Source organism: Gimibacter soli (genome assembly GCF_028463845.1).
Lineage (GTDB): Bacteria > Pseudomonadota > Alphaproteobacteria > Sphingomonadales > Kordiimonadaceae > Gimibacter > Gimibacter soli.
This window is the reverse complement of record NZ_CP116805.1, coordinates 2,953,593-2,977,292: the sequence shown is the minus strand read 5'-3', so window position 1 is coordinate 2,977,292 and position 23,700 is coordinate 2,953,593. Positions and strand designations below refer to the sequence as shown.

The 23,700-nt window shown below is 61.9% G+C and carries 19 protein-coding genes and 1 other RNA gene; 10 read left to right on the top strand and 10 right to left on the bottom strand.

Features of this window, described 5'->3' with window-relative positions; all coding sequences use genetic code 11:
* Positions 1–7 precede the first annotated feature (7 nt).
* The gene (locus PH603_RS13730; RefSeq protein WP_289503107.1) at positions 8–790 is read left to right on the top strand and encodes a cytochrome c1; all 783 of its coding nucleotides are present in this window, start codon (positions 8–10) and stop codon (positions 788–790) included.
* A 98-nt stretch (positions 791–888) separates the two neighbouring features.
* On the opposite strand, the gene PH603_RS13725 is transcribed toward PH603_RS13730, so the two are convergent.
* On the bottom strand, positions 889–1,533 hold the full coding sequence (locus PH603_RS13725) for a carbonic anhydrase (protein WP_289503106.1): 645 nt from the start codon (positions 1,531–1,533) through the stop codon (positions 889–891).
* Between the two features lie 92 nt (positions 1,534–1,625).
* Positions 1,626–2,117, bottom strand: a complete 492-nt coding sequence (locus PH603_RS13720; RefSeq protein WP_289503105.1) for a MarR family winged helix-turn-helix transcriptional regulator — start codon at positions 2,115–2,117, stop codon at positions 1,626–1,628.
* A gap of 133 nt (positions 2,118–2,250) precedes the next feature.
* Here PH603_RS13720 and PH603_RS13715 point away from each other — a divergent pair, with 133 nt between their 5' ends.
* Positions 2,251–3,135, top strand: coding sequence for a branched-chain amino acid aminotransferase (locus PH603_RS13715; RefSeq protein ID WP_289503104.1), 885 nt, complete (start codon positions 2,251–2,253; stop codon positions 3,133–3,135).
* Here PH603_RS13715 and PH603_RS13710 read toward each other — a convergent pair.
* Positions 3,120–3,506, bottom strand: a complete 387-nt coding sequence (locus tag PH603_RS13710) for a helix-turn-helix domain-containing protein (RefSeq protein WP_289503103.1) — start codon at positions 3,504–3,506, stop codon at positions 3,120–3,122. The genes PH603_RS13715 and PH603_RS13710 overlap by 16 nt on opposite strands.
* A gap of 181 nt (positions 3,507–3,687) precedes the next feature.
* Here PH603_RS13710 and PH603_RS13705 point away from each other — a divergent pair, with 181 nt between their 5' ends.
* From PH603_RS13705 to PH603_RS13685, 5 genes are all read left to right on the top strand, one after another.
* On the top strand, positions 3,688–4,494 hold the full coding sequence (locus tag PH603_RS13705) for an outer membrane protein assembly factor BamD (protein ID WP_289503102.1): 807 nt from the start codon (positions 3,688–3,690) through the stop codon (positions 4,492–4,494).
* Between the two features lie 27 nt (positions 4,495–4,521).
* A complete protein-coding gene (recN, locus tag PH603_RS13700; protein ID WP_289503101.1) occupies positions 4,522–6,189 on the top strand; it encodes a DNA repair protein RecN in 1,668 nt (555 codons plus the stop codon).
* Positions 6,190–6,194: 5 nt separating this feature from the next.
* Complete coding sequence (gene ligA, locus PH603_RS13695) at positions 6,195–8,486, top strand: NAD-dependent DNA ligase LigA (RefSeq protein WP_289503100.1); 2,292 nt, start codon at positions 6,195–6,197, stop codon at positions 8,484–8,486.
* 52 nt (positions 8,487–8,538) lie between these two features.
* Positions 8,539–9,495 carry a TIGR00341 family protein gene (locus PH603_RS13690; RefSeq protein WP_289503099.1) on the top strand — a complete coding sequence of 319 codons (957 nt, stop codon included), beginning with the start codon at positions 8,539–8,541 and terminating at the stop codon, positions 9,493–9,495.
* Between the two features lie 206 nt (positions 9,496–9,701).
* A complete protein-coding gene (locus PH603_RS13685; RefSeq protein ID WP_289503098.1) occupies positions 9,702–10,049 on the top strand; it encodes a hypothetical protein in 348 nt (115 codons plus the stop codon).
* A 95-nt stretch (positions 10,050–10,144) separates the two neighbouring features.
* On the opposite strand, the gene PH603_RS13680 is transcribed toward PH603_RS13685, so the two are convergent.
* The 3 genes from PH603_RS13680 to PH603_RS13670 form a co-directional block, all read right to left on the bottom strand.
* Positions 10,145–11,062 (bottom strand): 50S ribosomal protein L11 methyltransferase, encoded by a 918-nt coding sequence (locus PH603_RS13680; protein ID WP_289503097.1) that lies wholly within the window; start codon positions 11,060–11,062, stop codon positions 10,145–10,147.
* Between the two features lie 128 nt (positions 11,063–11,190).
* Positions 11,191–13,572 carry an ATP-dependent helicase gene (locus PH603_RS13675; RefSeq protein ID WP_289503096.1) on the bottom strand — a complete coding sequence of 794 codons (2,382 nt, stop codon included), beginning with the start codon at positions 13,570–13,572 and terminating at the stop codon, positions 11,191–11,193.
* 43 nt (positions 13,573–13,615) lie between these two features.
* Positions 13,616–14,941 carry a chloride channel protein gene (locus tag PH603_RS13670; protein WP_289503095.1) on the bottom strand — a complete coding sequence of 442 codons (1,326 nt, stop codon included), beginning with the start codon at positions 14,939–14,941 and terminating at the stop codon, positions 13,616–13,618.
* 252 nt (positions 14,942–15,193) lie between these two features.
* Here PH603_RS13670 and PH603_RS13665 point away from each other — a divergent pair, with 252 nt between their 5' ends.
* Positions 15,194–18,643, top strand: a complete 3,450-nt coding sequence (locus PH603_RS13665) for an AsmA family protein (RefSeq protein ID WP_289503094.1) — start codon at positions 15,194–15,196, stop codon at positions 18,641–18,643.
* 104 nt (positions 18,644–18,747) lie between these two features.
* Entirely contained in the window at positions 18,748–19,986 is a 1,239-nt protein-coding gene (locus PH603_RS13660; RefSeq protein WP_289503093.1) for a NupC/NupG family nucleoside CNT transporter, read from the top strand.
* On the opposite strand, the gene PH603_RS13655 is transcribed toward PH603_RS13660, so the two are convergent.
* Positions 19,977–20,219 (bottom strand): ribbon-helix-helix domain-containing protein, encoded by a 243-nt coding sequence (locus PH603_RS13655; protein ID WP_289503092.1) that lies wholly within the window; start codon positions 20,217–20,219, stop codon positions 19,977–19,979. The two genes, PH603_RS13660 and PH603_RS13655, sit on opposite strands and share 10 nt — an antisense overlap.
* Before the next feature lie 119 nt (positions 20,220–20,338).
* On the opposite strand from PH603_RS13655, the gene PH603_RS13650 reads away from it, so the two are divergent.
* Entirely contained in the window at positions 20,339–20,932 is a 594-nt protein-coding gene (locus PH603_RS13650; protein WP_289503091.1) for a PAS domain-containing protein, read from the top strand.
* A 2-nt stretch (positions 20,933–20,934) separates the two neighbouring features.
* On the opposite strand, the gene PH603_RS13645 is transcribed toward PH603_RS13650, so the two are convergent.
* The 3 genes from PH603_RS13645 to ssrA all read right to left on the bottom strand — a co-directional run bounded on the left by PH603_RS13645 (position 20,935) and on the right by ssrA (position 23,637).
* Complete coding sequence (locus tag PH603_RS13645; RefSeq protein ID WP_289503090.1) at positions 20,935–22,545, bottom strand: fumarate hydratase; 1,611 nt, start codon at positions 22,543–22,545, stop codon at positions 20,935–20,937.
* Between the two features lie 57 nt (positions 22,546–22,602).
* Positions 22,603–23,127 (bottom strand): SspB family protein, encoded by a 525-nt coding sequence (locus PH603_RS13640; protein WP_289503089.1) that lies wholly within the window; start codon positions 23,125–23,127, stop codon positions 22,603–22,605.
* Positions 23,128–23,256: 129 nt separating this feature from the next.
* Positions 23,257–23,637: a transfer-messenger RNA gene (ssrA, locus tag PH603_RS13635) on the bottom strand.
* Between the last annotated feature and the right edge of the window lie 63 nt (positions 23,638–23,700).

The window sequence follows — 23,700 nt, the reverse complement described above, 5'->3', positions numbered from 1 at the left end:
TGGACAAATGAAAATGATCAAGAATTTTGCCCTTGCCCTGACCGCGGTTGCGGGTCTGACCATGGCGGCCAATGCTTCGGCTGCCGGGGCGCACCCCAAGCAGGTTGAATGGCAGTTCGAAGGCCCCTTCGGGACCTTCGACACCGCCTCGGCCCAGCGTGGTTTCCAGGTCTTCAAACAGGTTTGCGCTTCGTGCCACAGCCTGAAGTATTTCAAGTTCCGCAACCTTGCGGCGCTTGGCTACGAAGAAGACATGATCAAGGCTTTCGCCGCCGAGTATGAAGTCCCGGGCGAGCCCGACGAGTTCGGCGAGCCGACCATGATCAAGGCCATGCCGCAGCACGGTATCCCGGCTCCCTTCGCCAACGAGAACGCCGCGCGCGCCTCGAACGGCGGGGCTCTGCCGCCCGATCTGTCGCTGATCGTCAAGGCCCGTCATGACGGTGCCAACTATGTCTATAGCCTGATGACTGGCTACGAGGATGCACCGGCCGACGTGTCGGTGACCCCGGGCAAAAGCTACAACCCTTACTTCAAGGGTGGCCAGATCGGCATGGCTTCGCCGCTTTCCGACGATATCGTCGAATATGAAGACGGCACCAAAGCCACGCAGGACCAGCTGGCCCGCGATGTGGTCAACTTCCTGACCTTCGTTGCAGAACCGCATCTCGAGCAGTCCCACTCGATGGGTCTCCATGTGATCCTGTTCCTGCTGGTGCTCACCATCATCCTGTACTTCTCGATGAAGAAGGTGTGGAAGCCGGTGAAGGAAGGCAAAGAGTTCGACTGATCGTCGGGCTCTGACGCTTCAAGACAAAAGAGAAGGCCGCTCGTTTGAGCGGCCTTTTCGTTTTCAGGAGTATCGTATCGTTTGAAAGGCGAGGGACCTCAGCCTTCGTTCAGCACCGATTGCACATCGAAGATACCATCGGGCTTGGCGATGACCTTCAGGAGCTCGCCGTTCGAGATATCAAGGATCAGGCCTTCCACATTCAGGGTGCCGGCGGCGACACGCTCGGCGATGAAGGGGAAGCTCATCAGATTCTCGACCGACAGATGCACCGCGGCGCGCTCCAGGAGGCGGGCACGGGCCGTGGGGTTCTTCGGGATCAGGTCGTCATGGCGGTGCAGCCATTCGCGCAAGGGGCGGACCCAGCGGCCGACGAAGCTTGTTTCCGTCACGCTGCCATCCGCCACGCAGCCGACACCGCCGCATTTGGCGTGGCCCATGACGATGACGTTCTTCACGCCAAGGCTGGTGACCGCAAATTCGATGGCGGCACTGGTGCCGTGGTAACCGGCGTCGTCCTCAAAGGGCGGCACAAGGGCTGCTACGTTGCGGACAAGGAACATGTCGCCCGGTCCGGCACCCAATACGTGCTGGGGCAGCACACGGCTGTCAGAGCAGGCAATAACAAGTGTATGGGGGGTCTGGCCTTCTTCGGCGAGCGAGTGATAAAGCTCGCGGTCTCGTTCGAAGTCGGTCTCGAGAAAGCGTCGGTAGCCGTCGATCAGGCGCTGATCAAGGGTCATGCATCAGTCTCCTCGTTTGTTCTGGCGCTGCCCTTTAGCATGGCGACGGCAGGGCAACAAGCCAGTACCGTCCGGTCCAGAATGAAGGATGCCTATTTCTCGATATGCTTGAGAACCGCGTCGCGCTCGTCATCGTCCACGATATTGAGGAGCACTTCCCAGAAACCCGCTACGGCCTCGGGGCCGGCGATCTTGTAGGCGCGAGCCACACGGTCGCGCTGGCTTGCAAACAGCTGGCGCTCGAAGGCCTCGCCCTTGTCGGTGAGGTACAGAAGCCGCTGGCGGCGATCCTCGGTGCCGGTTTCCTGGCGGACAAAGCCTTGCTCCACCAGTTCGCCCAGCACGCGCGACAGGCTTTGCTTGGTGATGCGAAGGATGGAAAGAAGCCCCGAAACCGTGATGCCGGGGCTGCGGCCGACGAAATAGAGGACCCGGTGATGGGCCCGCCCGAATCGTGATTTGGCAAGGATCTCGTCCGGGTCGCGCGTGAAGTCCCGGTAGGCGAAATACAGAAGCTCGATACCACGCCGCAGTTCCTCTTCCCGAAGGTACAGATTCGATTGCGGAATTTTTCGCGGTGTCATGGTCTGGATGTGCCCTCTTGCTGAAAAAACGTCTTCGGCATATGTCAGTGTTGTTGACATATATGCGACATAATGTTACGTCGGGCAAGCCGAAAACGAACTTTTCTTTTAAATTCAGTGGTTGGAGACTAAAATGAGCACGGCGCCCTATGATGATCGGGACGGTTGGATCTGGATGGACGGCGAGATGCGCCCCTGGCGTGATTGCAAGGTCCATGTGCTCACGCATGCCATGCATTACGGCAGTGCGGTCTTCGAAGGCCAGCGCGCCTACAATGGCACCATCTTCAAGCTGAAAGAACATACCGAGCGGCTGTTCAAGTCGGCCGAGCTTCTGGGCATGAAGGTGCCTTTCACGCAGCAAGAGATCAATGACGCCTGCTATGAAGTGATGAACAAGGCGGGCTACAAGGATTGCTATTTCCGCCCGATCATCTGGCGCGGCAGCGAGATGATGGGTGTGGCCGCCCAGAAGAACACGATCCATGCGGCGATTGCCTGCTGGGAATGGCCGTCCTATTTCTCGCCGGAAGCACGCCTGCGCGGCCTGCGGCTTGATATCGCCCAGTGGCGCCGTCCGGCCCCGGATACCGCGCCGACCGCTGCAAAGGCTTCGGGCCTTTACATGATCTGCACGCTTTCAAAGCATGCGGCGGAAGCCAAGGGCTATGACGACGCGCTGATGTATGACTATCGCGGCCAGGTGGCCGAAGCGACCGGCGCCAATGTCTTCTTCGTGCAGGACGGCAAGATCCATACGCCGAAGCCCGATTGCTTCCTTGATGGCATCACCCGCCGGTCGGTGATCGATCTGGCCCGCCGCCGCGGCATCGAAGTCATCGAACGTGCCATCATGCCGGACGAGATGGAAGGCTTCGAGCAGGCATTCCTGACCGGGACGGCAGCAGAAGTGACCCCGCTTTCGGAAATCGGGCCCTTCAAGTTCGAAGTTGGCGAGATCACCAAATCGCTGATGTTCGATTATGACGCGCTGGTGCGCGGTCAGCTGCCGGCCTGACGACGACCGTACCGCGACTGGCGGACAGCCATAAGCAATTCACCGATTGCCTTGTCGATCGGGTCAGGGGCGCTGGGTTTATCCGGCGCCCTTGTGCTTTCTGCGGCGTCGAAGAACCATTCGATGGGTCTTTCCAGAAACCCGGCGAGCACTGAAAGCATGCCGCAACTGATACGGTTCCGGCCGTTTTCATACTTCTGGATCTGCTGGTAACTGACGCCTGCGGCCTGCCCGAGGGCGCTTAGGCTGAGGCCTTGGTCGCGCCGTGCTTCGGCGAGACGTGCGGCAACCTGCGCGTCGATCATGGCGGCGCGTTCCAGGGGTGTGTCGGCGGTCATGATTTCGCCGCTTTCTTCGCTCTTCCTGCTCATACTCAATCCTCGTGCGGTAAGGGGCGATTCGTCGTTGGCTGGGCCGCCGGACCTGTGCTAGAGGATGACCCGGCCTTCATTTTGCGCAGGACTTCTCCTGTGCGCGATGGTTGAAAATTATATTTATAATTCTACCTGCGGCAATGGAAGACTGGTGTCGCGGCGAGGGGAAGTGACTGGTATGGCGATGAAACGGCTGAAACTTGCATGTCTCGCGGGGTGTCTGGTGGCGCTTTCCGCCTGCGGTGGCAAGGATGAAGACACCTATATCGCCCGCGATGTGGAAGTGCTTTACAACCTCGCGCAGGACCGGCTGGACCGGAAACAATACCGGCAGGCAGCCGCCATTTTCGACGAGACCGAACGCCAGCACCCCTACAGCGTCTGGGCCCGCCGCGCACAGCTGATGGCGGCCTATTCTGCCTATATGGCCAACAAATATGACGACGCGGTCCTTGCGGCGCAGCGCTTCTTGCAGCTGCACCCGGGTAACCGCGGTGCGCCTTATGCCTATTATCTGATTGCCGTCAGCTATTACGAGCAGATCAGCGACGTGGGCCGCGACCAGGACCAGACCCAGAAGGCGCTTGATGCGCTGACCGAGGTGGTCCGTCGTTTCCCCAATACGGACTATGCGCGCGATGCGAAACTGAAGATCGACCTGACCCGTGACCACCTTGCAGGCAAGGACATGGAAGTCGGTCGCTTCTACATGCAGCGTAAGGAATATCTGTCGGCGGCGATCCGTTTCCGCAACGTGATCGAGAATTTCCAGACGACAAGCCATACGCCCGAAGCGCTGCACCGGCTGGTGGAATGCTATCTGGCGCTTGGTATCTATCCGGAAGCCCAGATGGCGGCTGCCGTGCTCGGCCATAACTTCCCGGGCAACAAATGGTACCGTTATTCCTATTCGCTTCTGAACAACCAGTCACTGGAGCCGGAAGTGCACGAAGGAAGCTGGCTCAGCAAACTGTGGCCGTTCTGACGCGGCACGCGTGAGGGGGAGGCGGCAATGCTGGCGAACCTCAGTATTCGCGATATTGTCCTGATCGACCGGCTCGACCTCGCGCTTGGAGCCGGGCTAAACGTGCTGACCGGGGAAACCGGCGCCGGTAAATCCATCCTTCTTGATGCCCTGGGGCTTGCCCTTGGCGCCCGCGCCGACCGCGCGCTGGTGCGGCAGGGGGCCGAGCAGGGCAGCGTGACCGCCGCTTTCGACCTCACCCCCGATCACGCCGCCTGCGAGCGTCTTGCGGATAATGGCATGGATCACGGCGACGGCCAGCTGATCCTGCGCCGCCAGATCACCACCGATGGCCGCAGTCGTGCGTGGGTGAATGACCAGCCGGTGAGCCAGACGCTGCTCGCCGAGATCGGCACCCTTCTTGTGGAAATCCACGGCCAGCATGATGATCGTGGCCTTCTGGACCCTGCCGCCCACCGCGATCTTCTGGATGCCTTCGCCGGCAATGCCGAGGCGCGGGCCGAAGTGGCGGCTGCCTACGAAACGCTCCGCGCCGAAGAAGACGTCCTCTCGGAGGCTGAAGCCTCGCTCGTCGAAGCACGCCGCGACGAGGATTTCCTGCGTCATGCGGTCGAGGAGCTTGTCTCGCTCGACCCCGAGCCCGGCGAGGAAGAAAAGCTGGATGAAGACCGCGCCCTGATGATGCAGGGCGAGAAGCTGATGGAAGAGCTTGGCACGTTCCACAGCGAACTGACGAAAGACGGCGGCGTGGACGCCACTGTGCGCGGGGTGCTGCGCCGGATGCTGCGGCAGGATGGTCCCTTGGCCGCGCGGCTTGAACCCGTGAGCGCTGCGCTTGACCGCGCCGCCATCGAGCTTGGCGAAGCGGTCGCGGGCCTTGAAGCCCTGCAGGCCGATCTGGAATTTGACCCCGCAGCGCTTGAACGGATCGAGGAACGCCTGTTCGAAATCCGGCGGCTGGCCCGCAAGCATGGCTGCCCTGCGGGTGACTTGCCCGGGCTGAAGGAACGCCTGCAGGCAAAGCTCGCGGCCCTTGATGCTGGTGATGAAGCCGTGCTTGCCGCAAAAGGCAGGGTAACGGCAGCGCGCGCCGCCCTGAAGGCCAAGGTAACCGGCCTTTCCGCGCGCCGGCAAAAGGCAGCGGCAGCACTTGATGCCGCCGTGATGGCGGAACTGCCGCCCCTGAAGCTCGAGAAAGCCCAGTTCCATACGGCGATTGAAGCATTGCCCGAGCATCTTTGGGGGGCAGCGGGCGGCGACAGCGTGGCCTTTGAGGTGAAGACCAACCCCGGCACGCCCTTTGGCCCCCTGGTGAAGATTGCGTCGGGCGGGGAGCTAGCCCGGTTCATTCTCGCGCTCAAGGTCGTGCTCGCCAAAGGCTCCAGCGCGCCGACCATGGTGTTTGACGAGGTCGACCGCGGTATCGGTGGCGCCACGGCTGATGCGGTGGGCGAACGCCTGAAGCGCCTGTCCATCGAGGCGCAGGTGCTGGTCGTGACCCACAGCCCGCAAGTGGCGGCACGTGGCGGCCTGCATTTCCGCATCGAGAAGGCGGACGTGGCTGGCGGCACCCGCACCAGCGTTGTGCCGCTCGCCATCGAGGAACGCCGCGAGGAAGTGGCCCGCATGCTGGCGGGCGCCGAGATCACGCCGGAAGCCCGCGCGGCGGCTGACCGGCTTCTGGAAGCGGTTTGAGAAGAATGCCCGGACTATTCGATATCCCCGTCGAGCACCTGACCAGAAGCGAAGCGAAGGCGGAACTGCAGCGGCTGGCCGATGAAATCGCCCGTCACGACGCGCTCTATCACGGCGAGGATGATCCCGAGATTTCGGACGCCGACTATGACGCCCTCAAGCGCCGCAACGACGCCATCGAGGCCCGCTTCCCCGAGATCCGGCTGGCGGACAGCCCGAGCCTGAGGGTGGGCGTGGCGCCCACCAGCGGCAGGTTTGAAAAAGTGACGCACAAGCGGCCCATGCTGTCGCTCGAAAACGCGTTCGCGGACGAGGATGTCACCGAATTTGTCGCCCGCGTGCGGCGCTTCCTCGGCCTCAATGACACGATTGCCGTTGCGATGACGGCCGAGCCGAAGATCGACGGCTTGTCGCTGGCGCTGCGCTATGAGCGCGGCGAACTGGTGCAGGCCGCAACCCGCGGCGATGGCACGGTGGGCGAGAATGTCACGGCCAATGCCCGTACCATCAAAAGCATTCCGCAAAGCCTTGCCGGCACGGATTGGCCCGATGTGCTTGAAGTGCGGGGCGAGGTCTATATGTCCAAGGCCGACTTTCTGGCGCTGAATACGGCGCAGGAAGTCTCGGGCGGCAAGATATTCGCCAACCCGCGCAATGCGGCGGCAGGGTCGCTTCGGCAGAAGGATGCCACGATCACGGCATCCCGTCCGCTCGAGTTTTTCGCCTATGCCTGGGGTGAGATTTCAACGCTCACCTTCAATACGCAGATGGAGGCCGTGGAGGCCTTCAAGCGCTGGGGTTTCAAGGTCAATCCGCTGATGGTGCGGGTGGAGGATGCAGCTGGCGCGCTGGCGCATTACCGCAAGATCGGCGAAGCCCGCGCCACGCTCGATTATGATATCGACGGGGTGGTTTACAAGATCGACCGGCTGGATTGGCAGGCCCGTCTTGGCATGGTCGCCCGTGCGCCGCGCTGGGCCATCGCCCACAAATTCCCGGCCGAGCAGGCGATGACGATCCTGAAGGATATCGATATCCAGGTGGGGCGCACCGGGGCGCTGACGCCTGTTGCCAAGCTGGAGCCCATCGGCGTGGGCGGGGTGATTGTCTCGAACGCCACGCTGCATAACCGCGACGAGATTGCCCGGCTGGATGTACGGATCGGCGATACGGTCGTCATCCAGCGCGCCGGCGATGTGATCCCGCAAGTGGTGAAAGTGGTGGCCGAGAAGCGCCCGGCTGAAGCCAGGCCCTTCATCTTCCCCGAACACTGCCCGGTGTGTGGCAGTCCCGCACTTGCCGAAGGCGAGGATGTGGTGGTGCGCTGCACCGGTGGTCTCACCTGCAAGGCCCAGCGCGCCGAGCGCCTGAAGCATTTCGTCAGCCGCAATGCCTTCGATATCGAGGGGCTTGGCGACAAGCAGGTGGAAGCCTTCCTCGGGCGTGGCTGGCTCGATAGCCCCGCCGATATCTTCCGCCTGAAATCGCACAAGGCCGAGCTTCTGATGATGGACGGCTTCGGCGACAAATCGGTTGAAAACCTGATGGCCGCGATCGAGGAGCGCCGCGCCGTCGATTTCCACCGCATGATCTTTGCCCTCGGCATTCCGTCCATCGGCTCGGAAACCGCCAAGATTTTCGCCCGGCACTTTGAAACGCCTGCCGCGATGGTCGACTGGCTGAACAGGGCCGAGGAATTCCGCCAGCAGATGGTGGCTGCGATTGGCGAGCAGGAAGCGCTCGATCTCATCAAGGCGGTCATGGAATCGAGCAAGCTGCAAGGCCTGCAGAAGATACTGATGATCGAGGATGCGCGTGAAGCCTCGAACGCGCTTCTGCTGTTTACCGCCAACAAGGGCTATCGTTTCAGCGAAGACGTGCTGCTCCCGACTGCAGCCGTTGCCGCACTGGAACAGCACAACCGCGACCTGATGGCGCTGGATGGTATCGGGGTTGATGCGGTTCTGAGCCTTGAAGACTTTTACCATGACGAACGCAACCGGAAGGTCGTGGCTGACCTGATCGCCGAGCTTTCGGTGAAGCCGGTGGAGGCACAGGCAACCGACAGTCCGGTTTCGGGCAAAACGGTCGTCTTTACCGGTTCGCTGGAGAAAATGACCCGCAACGAAGCCAAGGCCCGCGCCGAGGCGCTTGGTGCCAAGGTTTCGGGCTCGGTTTCCAAGAAAACCGACCTCGTGGTCGCGGGGCCGGGGGCGGGGTCGAAACTCAAGGACGCCGAAAAGCACGGCGTGAAGGTCATATCGGAAGACGAATGGCTGGCCCTTGTCGGCGCTTGACCTGACGGCCCTGATCCGTGAGGGTCATGGGGCACGAGAATAGGGGGCGGATATGTCGATCAAGAAACTTGAAATCACCGCACCGGTCGCGACCGAAGAAACCCTCAGGAAGCACGCCCGCGAATTCGGCGCCGTCTCCTTCCGCAAGGAAGAGACGTTCGAGGATGGTCTCGCGCTTTATTCCATGCTGGCGCCGGGCGAGGGACGGCAGAAGCTGATCGACAAGCTTTACGCTATCCTCGATATGTCGGATTACGCCCGTATCGTGATCATGCCGGTTGATGCCTCCATCCCGGCGATTGAAACCGAAGGGGCAGTCGACACGCGGGAGGAGCTTTACCAGAAGCTCAACGCGGGGGCGACGATCAACCAGAATTATCTGATCCTCACGGTCCTCTCCACCCTTGTGGCGCTGATCGGGCTTATCCAGGACAATGTGGCCGTGGTGATCGGCGCCATGGTGATCGCGCCGCTTCTGGGGCCAAACCTTGCCTTTGCCTTCGGCACATCGCAGGGCGACAAGGCGCTGATGAAACAGGCGGCCAAAACTGCCTTCGTTGGCATGGCGGTGGCGCTCGCCATCGCGGCCTTCACCGGCTGGGCGTGGGGCGGGGTGCCGCAGTCGCACGAACTGATGGCCCGCACCGAGGTCGGCATCGCTGCCGTTGTGCTGGCGGCTGCCTCGGGGATTGCCGGTGTCCTGTCGCTGACCTCCGGCCTTTCCACCAACCTTGTGGGCGTGATGGTGGCTGTGGCCTTGCTGCCGCCCGCGGCCACCGCCGGCTTCCTGTGGGGCGCGGGGGAAATGCGGCTGGGGATGAGCGCGCTTCTCCTTCTCGGCGTTAACGTCGTGTGCGTTAACCTTTCCGGCCTTGCGGTGTTCCTGGCCCGTGGCCTGCGCCCGCGCGAATGGTTCGAACGCCGGCTGGCCAAGCCCTATGTGCTGACAGGCATGCTGTTCTGGCTTCTGCTGCTGGCCACGCTGCTTGGCATCATTGCCATCCGCTAAGCCTGCTTCCGCCCCAAAGCTGCCATATTCTGTATTGTGTGCACCGCAACAGTCATGCGTTTGACGCATGGCTCGTTTGCTTTTTACCCTACTACTCCGACAGGGTTAACGGCGTTACATAAACGTCACGAAACAACCAGAATGACAGCGATCGGCGCCACAGGGGCGCGACACTGTTGCCGGTTAAAGTGTTACGGAGAAGAAAAATGGCACTGTTGGCAGCACAAGAGAAACTCTCGTACGAGACCCCGTTCATGGACATGCTGGCCCTGAAGGGCATGGCACCCGCACACCGTCCGACCTTCGCCCCGGCCATCGACATGGTTCGCGAAGCAGTCGGCACCATCAAAGCGCAACTGGCCGCGCTGGAGCCCACGGGCGACACCGACGGCGCCTTCTTCGCGCTGATGGTAGCCAAGGGCCAGATGCGCACGCTGCGTCGCCCGACGGTTGGCGAGATCGTGAACGACATCCAGTCGGTTTATGCCAAGACGGCGCGCATGGTGCGGATCACCCGCCCGACGTCGCTTGGTGGCGGTGCCTACGCGCACTAAGCAGGTTTCTGCCCAACGGACGGCGCGAGGCAGGGCTCCAACCCTCCCCCTCCCCCCCTTCCCAAGGGGTTCTGTCTCGCCCGTCCGACTGAATTCTAGTTCCGAGCAAGCTGGAGCGCGGCCCAATCGCCGCGCTCCAGTTTTTTCTCGAGGGTAAGGCCTTCGGCCACATAAGCCGCCAGCACCTCATCGGCCTGTGTTTGCAGGATGCCCGACAGGATCACTTTGCCGCCCTTGGCCGTAACGCCCGCAATGCCGGGCGCGAGGAAGATCAGGGGGGCTGCCAGGATATTGGCAGTAACAAGGTCGAACGGCCCTTCCTCGGCAAAGGCAGGGGCATCAAGCCCGTCAGCCACCAGCGGCGCGATGCCGGGCCGGTCTTCCCCGATTCCCCTTTCAATCGCCCGATTCACGGCAAGATTCTCAACCGCCACTTCAACCGCGATGGGGTCGATATCGCTTGCTACCACGCGGGCGTCTTCCCACACGCGGTGGGCGGCAAGGGCAAGGACGCCCGAGCCGGTACCGAGATCGAGGACGGTAGCCGGCGCATAACCTTCAGTACCCAGCGCATCAATGAGCGCAAGGCAGCAGGACGTGGTTTCATGCTGGCCGGTGCCGAACGCCTGGCCCGCCTCGATCAGCAGGTTGACGGTATCATCCGGTGCCTTGTCGGCATCGTGGCTGCCATACACAAAGAAGCGGCCTTCGCGGACGGGGGCTAGAAGGCGCTGGCTTTCGCTTACCCAGTCGCGGTCTTCCACGGGCTCGCTTTCATAGGCCCAGTCGGCAAGCTCGGCTTCGGCAAGGATGGCGGCGACGAGATCGGGCTCCGGTTCACCCACGAAAAACATCTGGGTCATCCAGACCTTGCCGTCTTCCACTTCGAACGAGGTCACGGTCGGGGGGATCATCTCCACCCGGTCGGCCGCAATCTCCACCACATATTCAAGGGCTTCCGCCTTGTCGCGCGGCAGTTCGCCCGAAATGCACCAGACCGTATCGTCGCTCATCTTCTTTGTCCTTTTCAGGTGTCCCGGTCTTCGAGACGCGGCTTTGCCGCTCCTCAGACCGAACGGTATATTCGGTTCCGTTCACCCTGAGGAGCCCGAAGGGCGTCTCGAAGGGTGTAATCCCGGGGTCAGGCCCGGCTTATGAAATTGTCCATCACGCGCTTGGCGCCGGCTTTCTCGAAATCGACAAGTAGCTTGTTGCCTTCCACATCTTCGACCGTGCCATAGCCGAATTTCTCGTGGAAGACGCGCTCGCCCACCGCAAAGTCGCTGACCGTTTTGGTCTCGGCTTTCTTCGCCGCACTGAAGGTGGCGCCGCCGGCGCGGGCACCGGCGATCTTGCGCACAACGGGCTTGTCGCTTGCGGTTTGCGATTGCCGCCATTCGCGGGCGCGCTGCCAGCCGGGGCCGTAGCCCGTGCCTTTTTGTTCGGGCTGTTCGGCGAAGGTCCAGTCGCTGTTCCAGCCGCCGGTACGTTCGTAACGGGAGCGGTACAAACCCTGTGCCGCTTCCACCTCGGTATGTTGATCAGGCAGTTCTTCCACAAAGCGGCTCGGCAGGCTTGTCTGCCACTGGCCGAAGACCTGCCGGTTGGCGGCATAATAGACCCACGCGCGCTGGCGGGCACGGGTGAGGCCCACATAGGCGAGCCGCCGTTCTTCCTCCAGCCCCTTCACGCCGCTTTCATCCAGCGTGCGCTGGCTCGGGAAAATGCCTTCTTCCCAGCCGGGCAGGAAGACATTGTCGAACTCCAGCCCCTTGGCGGCGTGCAGCGTCATCACCGTGATCTTGTCGGCGCTGTCGTTGTTGCTGTTTTCCATCACGAGCGAGATATGTTCAAGGAAGCCACCGAGATTCTCGAAATCCCCCATCGCGGAGACAAGTTCCTTGAGGTTTTCAAGGCGGCCCGGGGCTTCGGGTGATTTGTCCTTCTGCCACATCTCGGTATAGCCTGATTCCTCAAGGACGATTTCGGCAAGTTCGGTGTGGCTGGTCGTCCCCAGAATCTCGCGCCAGCGGTCAAAATCATCCAGAAGGCGGGTCAGGGATGTGCGGGCGGCGGCGCGAAGGCCGTCTTCCATGCCGCAGATCAGGCGCCCGGCGCGGGTAAGGGGAATGCCCCGCTCACGCGCCAGCGCATGCACCTTTTGCAGGCTGGTTTCGCCAAGGCCGCGTTTGGGCAGGTTCACAATCCGCTCGAACGCCAGATCGTCGCTTTCCTGCGCGATGACACGCAGATAGGCCATGGCGTCGCGGATCTCGGCACGCTCATAGAAACGCGGGCCACCGATCACACGGTAAGGCAGGCCGAGCGTGATGAAGCGTTCCTCGAACTCGCGAGTCTGGAAACCGGCGCGCACCAGCACGGCGATTTCCTTCAGGGGCTCGCCCTTCACCTGCAGGGCTTCGATTTCGTCACCGATGGAACGGGCTTCTTCGGGCGCGTCCCACACGCCGCGCACCCGTACGGCATCGCCTTCGCCCGCGTCGGTCCAGAGCGTCTTGCCAAGCCGGCCCTCGTTCGAGGCAATCAGGCTGGACGCAGCCGCAAGGATATGGCCGGTGGAGCGGTAATTCTGTTCCAGCCGCACGATCTTTGCGCCGGGGAAATCTTCCGAGAAGCGCAGGATGTTACCAACCTCGGCCCCGCGCCAGCCATAGATCGACTGGTCGTCATCCCCCACGCAGCAGATATTATTGTGCCCGCGCGCCAGAAGCCGCAGCCATAGATACTGGGCGACGTTCGTATCCTGATACTCATCCACCATGATGTAGCGGAACTGCGCATGATAGCGGTTGAGGATATCGGGGTAGGCCTGGAAGATCGTAATCACATGCATCATCAGGTCACCGAAATCGCAGGCATTCAGCGTTTTCAAGCGGTCCTGATAGGCACGGTAAAGCTTGGCGCCAAGGCCGTTCGCAAAGGCCTGCGCTTCGCCGTTCGGGACACGGTCAGGTGTCAGGGCCTTGTTCTTCCAGCGGTCGATGAGAGCGGCCAGCTGGCGGGCGGGCCAGCGTTTGTCATCGATATTCTCGACCGACGTCAGCTGCTTCAGAAGCCTGATCTGGTCATCGGTATCGAGGATCGAGAAATTGGATTGCAGCCCTACAAGTTCGGCATGGCGGCGAAGGATTCGCACGCAGATCGAATGGAAGGTGCCGATCCACATGCCTTCGGTGGGTGCGCCGATCACGCGGGCGACCCGGTCCTGCATCTCGCGAGCGGCCTTGTTGGTGAAGGTCACGGCCAGAATGTTCCAGGGCGCGGCGAGGCCGTCCGCCATCAGGTGACCAAGGCGGGTGGTCAGCACGCGGGTCTTGCCGGTACCGGCGCCGGCGAGCACCAGAAGCGGGCCGTCTGTCGCCAGTACGGCTTCACGCTGCGGCGGATTGAGGCCCTTCAGATAAGCGGGTTCGCCGCCTGCCTGCGGTACATTCAGGGGCGTGGGGGCGGGCGGCGGTGCATCGTTCGCCCAGTCGCTGAGGTCGAAGGGATCATTGGTCATGGCCGGTCTATAGCACCCGCTGCTGCATCAGGCCAAGCGCCATTCAGCCGCTTTTCGCGGGCTCTTCAGTGGTTTGGATTCTGGCGAGGAAAAGTTCGGCCAGAATCTGGTAGATACCTTCCTTCACGATCAGCTTCGACGCACCCGTCGCGATCAGACAGCACAGCATGATGGGCAAGACAAGGGCGTGATTATCGGTCATTTCCGAAACGATCACGAAGGAGGTGATGGGCGCCTGAACGACGCCTGAAAGGTAGGCCGCCATGCAAAGGATCGCGAGCGTGCTGATCGGCACATCAGGCATCAGCCAGTGCAGGTCGGCCCCTATCCCGGCGCCAACAGCAAGGGACGGCGAAAAGAGGCCGCCAGGGATGCCACTGATGGAGGAAAGCGCGGTGGCCGCCAGCTTGGCAGGACCAAAGAGCGGGGACAGATGCGCTTCGCCGTCGATGATCGACCGGGCTTCCTCGTAACCTGTGCCGAAGATGCTGCCGCCACTGACCAGCCCGCAGAGGCTGACCCCACCACCACAAAGAACAGCGAACATCACCGGGTGCGCCTTGATCCAGCCGCCGAATACGCCGGGCACACCGCGCGCGAAGAGGGCAAGGATACGGCTGAACAGCCCGCCCGCGAGCCCGCAGACGACACCGGCCACACCAACCGCGATCCAGGAAGGCCCGATGGGCAGGATGGCGGTCGAATGCCCGAAATAGGCATAATGCCCGACGATGGCGAGCGAGGTGAGGCCGGCGGCGATCACGGTGCCGAGTATGAGGCCGGAGGTGCGGACCTCGAAGGAGCGACTCATCTCCTCGATCCCGAAAACGATCCCGGCGAGCGGTGCGTTGAAGGCGGCAGCAACCCCGGCGGCAGAGCCTGCCAGCAGCAGCCCCGGCTGGCGGCGCGGGCTGAAGCGCCCGAAGGCGAGCATGATGGCGGCCCCCACCTGAATGGTCGGCCCCTCACGGCCGATAGAGGCGCCACACAGGAGCCCGACGCCCAGAAGGACGACCTTGCCGAAGGCTGCAGGCAGCGAAACGAAGCGCTTGCGCAGCTCAGGGTCCTTCAGGCGGCGCGCGGCGATCACCTGCGGGATACCGCTGCCCTTGGCAAGCGGGAAGAAGCGGATGGTGACAGCCGTGATGAAGCCGAACCCGACCGGCGGCAGCAGATAGGCGATGACGGGCCAGGATTTATGGATGCCATCAAACACTGCATAGGCCTCGTCCGCGATCACCGCCATGGCAACGGCTGCAGCGCCCACCGCAAGCCCGCCCAGCACGAACAGAATACGCCGTGTCCAGCGCGTCATCAGGATTTTGCGGCCCCGGTGGTCGGTCAGCTGGTGCAGGGTGTGTGACTTCATCAAATTTCCGATCGGCGGTCGGGTAAAGAGACGCAGTGCCGTGCCACGGGCGGGCAGCGGAATTCATCTCGGGGGAAGGCTAGGATTGTTTCGGCGATCCTAACAGTTAAGTGACTGTCGTCAACATGGACAGGCCAGCTTTTTCCGCCATATGCTTGCCAAATTCGATTGCTACTCCAATCAAATGGATGTGCCGGCTAGAGGGCAGGGTGCAGACACCGGATTTCAGGCAACAGTGACGAGGGTTCAGACGTGAAACAGGGCAGACTGGCGAAGATAAGCATGTGGGTGGCGGGCGGCCTTGTGGGGCTTGTCGTCATTGCTTCTGTCGTCCTCAGTTTCATGGACTGGAACCAGTATCGTGGCCGTATCGCCGGGCTCGCGAGCGACGCGCTTGATATGGATGTGATCCTCAACGGCCGGGTGGCTGTTTCCCTGCTGCCGCGCCCTGCCGTTTCGGTGGAAGGCGTCGAGGTCTGGCCGAAGGGCATGGGCACCAGCGGTGATTCCACCAAGCTGGTGGCAGTGGCGGATCGTATCGCCGCCAATGCCAGCCTCGTGCCGCTGCTGACCGGCACGCTTGAAGTCGGTCGGCTTGATCTTGAAGGTGTTGCCGTCACGCTGGCCGAGGACAAGGACGGCGCATGGGGCCTGAAAGGCTGGCCGGCGTCGGCTGAAGCTGAAGTGCCGGCAGAGGAGGGTGAGGCATCGCCCTTGTCCATCGGCAAGCTCGCCCTTCGGGATGGCCGCGTGACGCTGGAGCCGCAAGGCGCGCCGCCGACCGTCATCAACGATATCGACCTTGACCTTGAAGGCACGCTCCCGGATGGCCCGCTTGATTTCGATGGCAGCCTGAAGGTCGCCGAGCGGCCCATCGATATTGAAGGAAGGTTGCGCCCCGGCAAGGCGAAGGGGGATCGCGCCGGGCGGCTGAAAGTATCGCTCAAGGGTGGTTCCGCCACGCTTTCCGGGCAGATCGAGGCATCGGGCGGCATCACGGGCCGGATGGAAGCGGGCGGCGACGACCTGTTCGCTTTCGTCAATGACCTGATGCTGGCCGCAGGGCAGGGCGAAGCCGTGAAAGGCCCGGCCAAGCCCTGGGCGCTGGATGTGCAGATCGATGGCAACGACAAGCTGATGAAGCTGGCGGGCCGTGACCTGCAGGCCGGCAGCACCCGTGGCCGGTTCGACCTCACCCTTGTGCCCGGCGATACACAGCGCCTTGGCGGTTCGGTCGGGCTTGGCATCATCGACATGGCCGACTGGGCGGATGCAACTCCGGTTACCTCGGATGCGCCCGCCAGCAGCGACTGGCCGCTGCGCGGTGCAGTCGAGTTCAGCGTTGAGGGCATCAAATCGGGTGACGCACTGGCGCAGCGCGTTGAAGGCCAGATTGATTTCGTGGCGGACGGCGTCAGCCTGCCCAAGGTGCAGGCCCTGCTGCCGGGGGCGACGACTGTCGTGGTATCGCGCGGGCAGTACAAGCTTGCCGATGGCAGCCTTGCCACCAACCTGAAGGCTGAAACCGGCAGCCTGCCGACGCTTTTGAAATCGGCAGGCATCGTGCTTGAAAATGTACCGGCCGGGCGGCTGGCGACGGCGAGTGTTGACGGGCGCCTTGGCTATGGCACCAGCGGTTGGCGGGTTGATGACCTTGCGGGCAAGCTGGATACCACCAGCTTCACAGGTGCCGCCGCCGGGCGTGCCGATGGCAGCCTTGCGCGGCTGAACCTCAATATGGATACGCTCAATCTGGACGCCTACCTGCCAGCAGTGCCGGCAAGTGAAGGCACATCGGAACCACTTGCCAAGACGCTCGCAGAAGCACTGAAGCCGCTCGGCAGTGCTGGCAGCGATATCAATATCGCCGTTGGCAGCATGATTTGGCAGGGGCAAGCCGTGAAGGACATGCGCCTTGCTGCAAAGGCAGCGGCGGGCCGGATCGATGGGCTGAATGCCCGCTTCGCATCGGGCAGTGGCAGCCTCGCGCTCGTCGGATCGCTGCGCGGTGACGAGAAAAGCTGGACGGCGGACCTGAAGGCCTCGCCGGTGAATTTCCCGGTCAGCGTTTTCACCGCCTTCGCACCCGATAGCGCGCCGCTGGTGGATGCCCTGAAACTGAATGCGCTGACCGGTGACGTAACGCTGAGCGGCCCGCTCGACAAAATGCGCATGAGTGCAGCCCTTGCCGGTGCACCCGGCACGAAGGTGGACGCATCCGGCGCGCTTGCCCTGAATGCGGCCGGTGACGGCCTTGACCGCCTCGATATCCAGGGCAATGCCGAACATCCCGACCTAGCACCAGCTGTTGCCCTTTATGGCTGGGCAGGCGCACGGCAACTGCCAGCGAAGCTCACCTATGCTGTATCCCAGGAAGGGGCCGCGGCGCCCTACAAGCTGCGCGTTGGCGGGTCTGTTGCAGGTGGCAAGATTGTGGCTTCGGGCTCGGCGGCAGCCGATGGCAGCGGTACCTATGACCTGTCGTTCGAGCATTCCAAAGCCACCGAGGCCCTGAAGGCCTTTGGCCTTGATATGGCCCTGCCCGCGCCCAACCAGCCCCTGTCGGCCAAGGCAACGCTTGGCATGACGGCGGATGGCGGCATGGAAATGCGCGACATGGACCTGAAAAACGGGCCGTCAACGCTCGGCGGTTCGGTGCGGATCGACGGGCAGCAGCGTATCTCCGGCGCCGTCAAGGCCGCAAACTGGGCGCTTGATGGCCTGATCCCCGAAGACGACGGCAGTGCCAAGGCGGCCACCCCGGAAGCGAATGAACCGGCCAGCCCCTACACGGGCAATATCAGCCTTGCGCTCACCGATATCAGCTACAAGGGCCAGCGCATGAGTGCGCCGAACGCGCGGGTCGTGTTCAACGACAGGGGCTCGCGCCTCAATTTCGGTGACAAGGCAATGCTGAACGCCAAACCGCTCGCCGGACAGTTCGTTCTTGGCAACGGCAAGAAGCCGCGGATGGTCATCAAGCTTGATGCCGACCTTATAGACATCGCCGGGGCGCTGGTCTCCAGCGGGCTTTCCTCGGTGATCGATGGCTCGGCCAAGGTCTCGCTTGATCTGACGGCGCGTGGCAGCGACATGAAATCGATCCTAAAAACGCTGAAAGGCACAGGCTCCATCGATGCCTCGTCGGGCGCGCTCAAATTCATGGCGATCAACGGGCTTATCCAAGATATCCGCAACGCCAAAAGCGGGCAGGCCTTCCTTGGCCTGATCGGGCAGCGGCTACGAACAGGCACGACCGACTATTCCGGCCTCAAGGCCAGTTTCTCGGTCGATGGCGGTACGGCGCTGATCGAGAATTTCGAGGCCTCGGGCGGTTGGGGCAAACTCCATCTGGACGGACAGGCGAACCTTGTGGACCAGCTTCTGGACCTCAAGGGCGAGCTTGCAATGACCGAACCCAAGGATGCGGCCCCGATGCCGGTTTCCTACAAGGGGCCGATGAATGCGCCGGTTTCGTCCTTCTCCAGCCGGTCGCTGGAAAAACTGGTGCTGTCGGATATCGAGCGGCGCTTCCGTTCGGGCGTGTTCAAGGAACTGGAAGCGACCGACAAACAGGATACCAGCGACAAGGCGCCGGGGGCCGCTGTGCTTGGCACCGCGTTCGACCTGTTGTCGAAGCTGAAGAAGAAGCAGGAAGCCGAGAAGAAGGAAGAAGCGGAGACCGGCGACACGCCCAAATAAGAGGGGCGTTGATAACCGGTCCCTGAATCCATGACTTGCCAGCGGCGGTCTCTCTCCCCATAGTCGGGCAAAATCAAATTGCCTGCCGCATGGGGAGCCCGCCTTTGATCGCCGTCCTCGGGATTCTTGTCCTGCTCGTTATCGCTGTTCTCCTGTCGACCAATCGTCGCTCCATCTCCCCGCGTACTGTTGTGGCGGCATTTGCCCTGCAGCTCTTCATGGCGGCTTTCGCGCTTTATATCCCTTTCGGGCAAAGCGTGATGGCGACCCTGTCGCAGGGGATTTCGTCGGTTATCGGTTATTCGCAGGCGGGCATCAGCTTCCTTTTCGGTGCGCTTGGCACCCCTGATGCCGTTGGCTTCATCTTCCTTTTCCATGTGCTGCCGGTGATCATCTTCATGTCGGCGCTGATGTCGGTTCTTTATCACCTGCGCATCATGCAATGGGCGGCGGTGCTGCTGGGCGGTGCCCTGAAGCGCATCACGGGCACCACGTCGATGGAATCGCTGGCGGCGGCCGCCAACATTTTCCTCAGCCAGACCGAAGCGCCGCTGGTGCTGCGCCCCTATGTGAAGGGCCTGAAAGATCACCAGTTCTTCTCGCTGATGGTGGTGGGCATGTCGTCGGTCGCGGGGTCGGTGCTTGTCGGCTATGCGGCGATGGGGATCGAGCTGAAATATCTGATCGCGGCGGCCTTCATGTCGGCGCCCGGCGGCCTGTTGATGGCGAAGATCATCTATCCGGCCGATGGCGGCCCTGACGAACAAAGCGTTTCCGACATCCTGAACGTGAAGATCGAAAATGACGAGGGCCGTGCGCCTTCGACCGTGATGGAAGCCGCTGCGGACGGTGCAATCATCGGGCTCAAGCTCGCTGCCAATATTGGCGCCATCCTGCTGGCTTTCGTCGCGCTGATTGCCCTGATGAACGGCCTGCTTGGCGGGGTCGGTGCCTGGTTCGGGCACGGCGACCTGAGCCTTGAAGCGATCCTTGGCGGCATGTTCGCGCCGCTGATGGCGCTCCTTGGCGTGCCATGGGAAGAGGCGTCGATTGCCGGTAACCTCGTGGGGCAGAAAACGATCCTCAACGAATTCGTCGCTTTCTCGTCGCTCCGCACACAGCTGGAGACGATGAGCCCGATGACGGCTGCCATCGTTACCTTCGCGCTGTGCGGGTTTGCGAACTTCTCGTCGCTGGCCATCCAGCTTGGCGGGCTTGGCGCGATTGACCCTGCCCGCAAGCCTTTCATTGCCAAGCTCGGCCTGCGTGCCATGGCCGGCGCTACGCTCGCGAACCTGATGAGCGCGGCAATGGCGGGGCTGATGATCTCGCTTCAGGCATGAAGCTTGGCGAGGTCGCGTTCCAGATTCTGGAGCACATAGGCCCTGAGCGCACCGGAAAGTGAGCCCGTGCGGGCCTCGTCTATCAGCCGCACCAATTCATTGATCGCCAGCCCTTCCTCGTCGGCCAGCCGCCGCAAATGACGCCAGAATCCGCGCTCCAGCGAAATGGAGGTGCGGTGACCGGCGAGCGTCACGCTGTGCTTTTCAAGGGTGGCATCGTCAAGATCGAGCATGGCACCATATTGCGCGGTGGTGCGCGGCGGTCAAGCGCCCGCGAAGAAGCCCCGAGATTTGTCGTTGCTGTTTCTCTGTCTTTGTCGATAGGCTGTATACAGAGCAATCAGGGGGCAACATGGCACTGGACTGGGACTTCATCGGCTATGAGCCATTGAACCGCAAACCGCTGGACCGGCTGCATGACTATTGGGAGTCCCTGGCGGACGGCGGCGTCCCGAAGAAAAGCAGTTTCCGGCCAACGAATGTGCCCGAGCTTCTGCCCTTCCTTTCCATCATCGAGGCAACTGACGACGGCGACCTGATCTACCGCTTGTTCGGCTCGGGCCTGCGGGGCCGTGTGGGGTTTGACCTGACCGGTGTTTCGGTGATGACGGCTTTCCCCGACCCGGCGAAAAAGTTCTTCGAACGCGCCTTTAACCTGATGCTTGAAAAGGGCAAACCCGCCTGCCACCGCATGGATATCCACACGGAAGACGGCGGCGTGTTCGCGGAAGATCTGATTTACATGCCGCTCGCTGACGAGGAGGGGAAGCATCGCTTCGCCCTCGGGCTTTACTGGATGGAAAGCGAGCAGGAATATCTGCGCATCGACCGCAAGGTCAGCGGCTATTTCGTCTATCCGCTGCGCTTCTGGATCGATGATGGCGGGATGCCCCTGGTGATGGACATCCCGTCCTATGACGTCGGCGACGCGATCTACAAGAAATAGCCTCAGATATCCTTGAAGAAGTCGTTGCCCTTGTCGTCGACGACGATGAAGGCCGGGAAGTCTTCAACCTCGATCTTCCAGACGGCTTCCATACCCAGATCATCGAAATCGAGCACTTCCACCTTGCGGATATTGTTCTTGGCGAGGATCGCCGCCGGGCCGCCGATGGAACCAAGATAGAAGCCGCCATATTCCTTGCAGGCGTCGGTCACGGCCTTGGAGCGGTTGCCCTTGGCGAGCATCAACATCGACCCGCCCAGTTTCTGGAACGGGCCGACATAGCTGTCCATGCGGCCGGCAGTCGTCGGGCCGAAGGAGCCGGAGGCGTAACCTTCGGGCGTCTTGGCGGGGCCGGCGTAATAGATGATGTGGTCCTTGAAATAGTCGGGCATCGGCTGGCCGGCCTCGATATTCGCCTGAATGCGGGCATGGGCCAGGTCGCGGGCCACAACAATGGTGCCGGTGAGGCTGAGGCGCGTCTTGATCGGATGTTTGGTCAGTTCCGCCAGCATCTCCGCCATGGGCCGGTTGAGATCGATCTTTACCACATGATCCGAAAGGTGATCGTCCTCGACCACCGGCAGATAGTGTGCGGGGTCGGTCTCGAGCGCCTCGAGGAAGATGCCTTCTGCCGTGATCTTGCCCTTGGCCTGACGGTCGGCCGAGCAGGAAACGGCGATGCCGACGGGCAGGCTGGCGCCGTGGCGGGGCAGGCGGATGACGCGCACGTCATGGCAGAAATATTTGCCACCGAACTGGGCGCCGATGCCCATGTTGCGGGTCATCTCCAGAACTTTTTCTTCCATCTCGACATCGCGGAAGGCGCGGCCGGTGGCATCGCCCTCGGTCGGCAGGTTATCAAGATCGCGGGCCGAGGCTTTCTTGGCGGTCGCGAGATTCTGTTCCGCCGACAGGCCACCGATCACGATGGCAAGGTGATAGGGCGGGCAGGCCGAAGTGCCGAGCGTTTTGATCTTCTCGTCAAGGAAAGCCAGCATCCGGTCTTCGCGCAGCGTGGCCGGGGTCTGCTGGAACAGGAAGGTCTTGTTGGCGCTGCCGCCGCCCTTCGCCATGAACAGGAAATGATACTCGTTGCCCTTGTCGGCATAGATATCGATCTGCGCCGGCGTGTTGTTCTTGGTGTTGACCTCCTTGTACATGCTCAGGGGGGCCATCTGGCTGTAGCGCAGGTTGGTTTCCGTGTAGGTGCGCATCACGCCCTTGGAAAGCGGTGCGGCGTCATCACCTTCCGTCCACACATACTGGCCTTTCTTGCCAACGATGATGGCAGTGCCGGTGTCCTGGCAGGAGGGCAGCACGCGACCGGCGGCGATGTTGGCGTTCTTCAGCAGCTCACGCGCTACGAAGCGATCGTTGTCGCTGGCTTCCGGGTCTTTCAGGATATTCGCCAGCTGCTCAAGGTGGCCGGGGCGCAGAAGGTGCGCGATATCGGCCATCGCCTCACGTGCCAGGATTTCGAGACCCTCGTTCGCCACATGCAGCAATGTCTTGCCGTTCACCACGCTCGTCGACACATGGTCGCCGGTGATCTTGCGATATTTCGTGGTGTCTTCGCCAAGCTGGAAAAGCTTCGAATAGGTGAATTCGGTCATGGGAACGTCTCACATAGGAAAAGAGCGCACTCATCTGGGTGCGCTCCGGGGTAGGGGTTATTTCTTGCGGAAGGCATCCAGCGTGACGACATTGTCGCCGGGCTCGCCCGCCGGGGCCGCAGGCGCGTAGGCCTCGGCTTCCGCTTCCTTCGTATCGTCGTCGGAATCCGCTTCCAGTTCGTCCTCGTCATATTCTTCCAGAATATCGAGGTCGGCCCCGTCGTCGCCGTGATCGTGGAACTGCAGGGCAAACTGCACGCTCGGGTCCACAAAGCCGACGATGGCGGAGAAGGGGATCACCAGATGTTCGGGGCGCTGGTTGAAGGACAGGCCGACCTCGAACCGGTCTTCATACACCTTCAGGCCCCAGAATTTGTGCTGCAGCACGATGGTCATCTCGTCCGGAAACCGGCTTTTCAGGTGGGCGGGGATATCCACGCCCGGCGCCTGGCTCTTGAACGCGATATAGAAATGATGGTCGCCCTGCAGGCCTTCCACAGCCGTGTCCTCAAGCACCGAGCGCACAACCCCGCGCAGGGCTTCCTGGACTTTGGCATCATAGTCGATATGGTTTTCGCTCATGGGGAAGCGGTCCTTCACAGGCAGAATAGATATCAGGCTTCGGCCCCTCGAAGGGGCACATCTGGCGCCTTTATAGTCAATGCGCGGGAAGGGGTGAAGGATAAAGTCACACCTTCGGGAAAAGAGGAAAGTGGTCCGTTCTGTTGCTAGGTGGACCAGACCCCACCGCGAGGCGTCAACCCCCCGGAATTTAAATGCAGTTCACGCGAGCTGCTTACGCAGCCAGAGCGAACTCGACGTCGTTGTCGTTGGCATTTATCAAGTTTGGCCCATCACGGCGGTACCATCCCGAGCGAAAAGCAAAACACCCTTCAATCCACGTCGATCCTATTTCGCCCCCATCAGCAGAAGTCCCCGCCTGCACGGGAAAAAACGCTGTGAGAACTCCTCCTGGTGGAGGCGCCGGGTACCGCCCCCGGGTCCGCAAAACCTACTAAGTGCGCCGTTTATCGCCATAGCTGGCAAGCCAGCACGCTACATATAGGTGAGGTGCTTGCGAATTGAAAGCCCCGTATGCCGAAGGGGTGTTTCTGAAAACGTTGTCATCCGCATCAAATCATGACCCAAGGCCAA

What these genes read in the sequence shown, in the direction of transcription:
- PH603_RS13690 (WP_289503099.1), top strand. Translation starts at nt 8,539, where the DNA reads ATGTCGATCAAGAAACTTGAAATCACCGCACCGGTCGCGACCGAAGAA.
- PH603_RS13705 (WP_289503102.1), top strand. Translation starts at nt 3,688, where the DNA reads ATGGCGATGAAACGGCTGAAACTTGCATGTCTCGCGGGGTGTCTGGTG.
- PH603_RS13655 (WP_289503092.1), bottom strand. Translation starts at nt 20,219, where the DNA reads ATGCTCGATCTTGACGATGCCACCCTTGAAAAGCACAGCGTGACGCTC.
- PH603_RS13645 (WP_289503090.1), bottom strand. Translation starts at nt 22,545, where the DNA reads ATGACCGAATTCACCTATTCGAAGCTTTTCCAGCTTGGCGAAGACACC.
- PH603_RS13725 (WP_289503106.1), bottom strand. Translation starts at nt 1,533, where the DNA reads ATGACCCTTGATCAGCGCCTGATCGACGGCTACCGACGCTTTCTCGAG.
- PH603_RS13675 (WP_289503096.1), bottom strand. Translation starts at nt 13,572, where the DNA reads ATGACCAATGATCCCTTCGACCTCAGCGACTGGGCGAACGATGCACCG.
- PH603_RS13685 (WP_289503098.1), top strand. Translation starts at nt 9,702, where the DNA reads ATGGCACTGTTGGCAGCACAAGAGAAACTCTCGTACGAGACCCCGTTC.
- PH603_RS13640 (WP_289503089.1), bottom strand. Translation starts at nt 23,127, where the DNA reads ATGAGCGAAAACCATATCGACTATGATGCCAAAGTCCAGGAAGCCCTG.
- PH603_RS13650 (WP_289503091.1), top strand. Translation starts at nt 20,339, where the DNA reads ATGGCACTGGACTGGGACTTCATCGGCTATGAGCCATTGAACCGCAAA.
- PH603_RS13670 (WP_289503095.1), bottom strand. Translation starts at nt 14,941, where the DNA reads ATGAAGTCACACACCCTGCACCAGCTGACCGACCACCGGGGCCGCAAA.
- recN (WP_289503101.1), top strand. Translation starts at nt 4,522, where the DNA reads ATGCTGGCGAACCTCAGTATTCGCGATATTGTCCTGATCGACCGGCTC.
- PH603_RS13680 (WP_289503097.1), bottom strand. Translation starts at nt 11,062, where the DNA reads ATGAGCGACGATACGGTCTGGTGCATTTCGGGCGAACTGCCGCGCGAC.
- PH603_RS13715 (WP_289503104.1), top strand. Translation starts at nt 2,251, where the DNA reads ATGAGCACGGCGCCCTATGATGATCGGGACGGTTGGATCTGGATGGAC.
- PH603_RS13730 (WP_289503107.1), top strand. Translation starts at nt 8, where the DNA reads ATGAAAATGATCAAGAATTTTGCCCTTGCCCTGACCGCGGTTGCGGGT.
- PH603_RS13710 (WP_289503103.1), bottom strand. Translation starts at nt 3,506, where the DNA reads ATGAGCAGGAAGAGCGAAGAAAGCGGCGAAATCATGACCGCCGACACA.
- PH603_RS13720 (WP_289503105.1), bottom strand. Translation starts at nt 2,117, where the DNA reads ATGACACCGCGAAAAATTCCGCAATCGAATCTGTACCTTCGGGAAGAG.
- ligA (WP_289503100.1), top strand. Translation starts at nt 6,195, where the DNA reads ATGCCCGGACTATTCGATATCCCCGTCGAGCACCTGACCAGAAGCGAA.